We start from the raw sequence: 2,359 nt of genomic DNA, 5'->3' as shown, positions 1-2,359 counted from the left end.
GTCCTGTGCCTTCGAATATTCTTCAGTTTGTTCGCGGATAGAGTCGGTGATGAGTTTGAAGAGATCGAACATCGTCTTTGCTCCGGTGCCGCGTGCGAGCGGCTTTAAATCGAGAGTCAGAAGGTACGGACGCTGTGCAGGCTCCACCACTCGCCAAGGTCCAAGCTTTTCCACGCTGTTGGTCTCGGGGAACTACGTGGGGGAGCCACCGACCAAAGTCCGCGATGCGGACTTTTGATCTCGGTGATTGCGTCCCRGCATAGGGGTGGCGCTCCGGATGACCGTTTACGCCACCGCCCCCGCAGAAGGGGGCTGGACTTTACACTCGGCGGTCAGGCCGAGAGGTGGCTGATCAGGATCGAGACTCCGAGGCCGATCAGCGCGAGACCGCCGACCACTTCGGCCCACCGCCCGAACTGCGCCCCAATGAAGCGGCCAGCCAGCATGCCGCCAGTTGACATCAGGAATGTCGCTGCACCGATCGCGAGCGCGATGACCATGATGTTGACATCGAGGAAGGCAAGCGAGAGGCCATACATGCGCTAACTCCGGTCGCCAGTCCCCGATCTTCAAACGTCTCAGATGGGTCGATTTTACCCCTTCGATCTCGGTCCGGAAGCTGACGCCGATGAGGCGGAAGCACACGATAGCCGTGGCCAGTGCCGCCTTGGCGGCCGCAGGTGATGACCGTCTCAGTGCCCTGCTGCCGTTCCCGTCGATTGATTCAACCGTGTCTCCCGTCGCCTCGCACGGCGCCCGCACGATACGACGGCAACCGCATCAATGCGGCTTTGGCTTCGCGCTCAAGAGTCTACGACCTAACACTACTTTGGCAGATTTTTAGAACTGAGTTGTCGGCGGCAATGCGGACATCGTGTTGGCGGCGGCCGTTCGAGCTTGGCGATGATGGCCGCGCGGACCGCTGGCAGGGTCGGCTGCGGTGGCGGGCCCTGGATTCTTTTTTTCCCGCTTCGCCTGCTTGAGGCGCCGGGATTGAAGGAAGGCATAGGCGATCATGGTCATGAGGGCGTGCCGATGCAGCCCCGTCCATGATCGTCCCTCGAAGTGGTCGAGCCCGAGCTCCTCCTTCAACTTCTGATGCGCCTGCTCGCAGATCCAGCGCGCCTTGATCGCGCCGGCCAGGCGCTTGAGCGAGGTGTCGGCGGGCAGGTTCGAGAGGTAATATTTGCGCTCTCCATTCGAGCGGTGTTCGCCGATCAGCCAGGCCTCTTCTCCCGGCAGATGCTGCTGTCCCATGTCGCCGCTCCTCTGGGGCGGCCCGTCGGCCACCTTGATCCGCATGGCGGCGAAGCGGGCTTTCAGCAGCCCCTTGGTCCCACGCCGCCAGCTGAGCGTGCGCCAGGGCGCCGCCGCCAGCGTCTTCTCCGCCGAGACCGACTTCGCATCGGGCACATGGTTCTTGCGCGGGCGGCCGCGCCCGGAGACGGGGAAGACGAGAGCCACGTCGACCGGATAGACCTTCTGGCGCGCTCCTATGCCGACGGCCCAGGTGAGGCCACGCTCGCTCAAAGCCTGACGGAACGGCGCAGAGAGGCCATAACCGGCATCGGCCAGCACACAGCCGAAGCGCAGGCCGGCCGTGCGCGCCCGATCGATCTCGGCGAGCGCGATCTCGGGCTTGGTCCGGTAGCCTCCATGACCGTCCGGCACGCCGGCCCGGGCCAGTCGTGTGGGATCGCTCGTCCAGCTCTCGGGCAGGAACAGCCGCAACCCCACCATGATCGGAACCTCGCCGGAAGCCAGCGTCAGCGACACCAGTGTCTGGCAGTTCGCGTTCTTGCCCAGGGCCGAGGCGTATTGCGGCGCGACACCGACCGAGCGCTCGCCCTTCTTCGGCAGAGCCGTGTCGTCAACGATCAGCCAGGCGTCCGCGCCGCCGACCATCCTGTCCGCCTCGGTGAGCAAGACCTTCTCCAGCGGCACGGTGTCCCAAACACCGCTGGCGATGAAGTGATGAAGCTGGTCGTAGCCGACACCGCCGTCGCGGGCCGCCATCGGCTGGATGCTCTTGCGATCTCCCGCGCCGATCAGCCCCGCCACATAAGCCGGACACATCCTCGCCCGCACCTTGTGCCGTAGAGCATCCAGAAAGGGCGAAAGCCACCCCTCAAGATCGGACTTCCAAGTATCGTCCATGGCCGGCCCTCCAGAAAGCCGACCACCTATGAATCACGCAAATCGCGCCCCGGGAATCTGGAGGGTTCTGTGAGGTCGCGCGGCACTGATCGTGGAGCGAGGCGCGGCGCGCGACCTCATTGAAGCCGGATTGAACGAAGCCGCCGGCGCGAGGGCCTATGGGTTTTGTGCCTTGGGGCCGCTGCTCAAGGGGCCTCCGACA

The 2,359-nt window shown here is 64.5% G+C and carries 2 protein-coding genes; both read right to left on the bottom strand.

Annotated features, from left to right (window positions below; all coding sequences use genetic code 11):
• Positions 1-332: 332 nt before the first annotated feature.
• Entirely contained in the window at positions 333-539 is a 207-nt protein-coding gene (locus AC1D34_RS36715; protein ID WP_476826917.1) for a manganese efflux pump, read from the bottom strand.
• Between the two features lie 301 nt (positions 540-840).
• Positions 841-2,157, bottom strand: a complete 1,317-nt coding sequence (locus tag AC1D34_RS36710) for an IS701 family transposase (RefSeq protein ID WP_476826916.1) — start codon at positions 2,155-2,157, stop codon at positions 841-843.
• Positions 2,158-2,359: the final 202 nt, after the last annotated feature.

The organism is Allobosea sp. P1_A7, from assembly GCF_056406775.1.
The sequence above is the reverse complement of the archived record's forward strand: the minus strand, read 5'-3'. Positions and strand labels throughout refer to the sequence as shown.

Coding starts and splice junctions, on each gene's coding strand:
- AC1D34_RS36715 (WP_476826917.1), bottom strand. CDS start 539: ATGTATGGCCTCTCGCTTGCCTTCCTCGATGTCAACATCATGGTCATC.
- AC1D34_RS36710 (WP_476826916.1), bottom strand. CDS start 2,157: ATGGACGATACTTGGAAGTCCGATCTTGAGGGGTGGCTTTCGCCCTTT.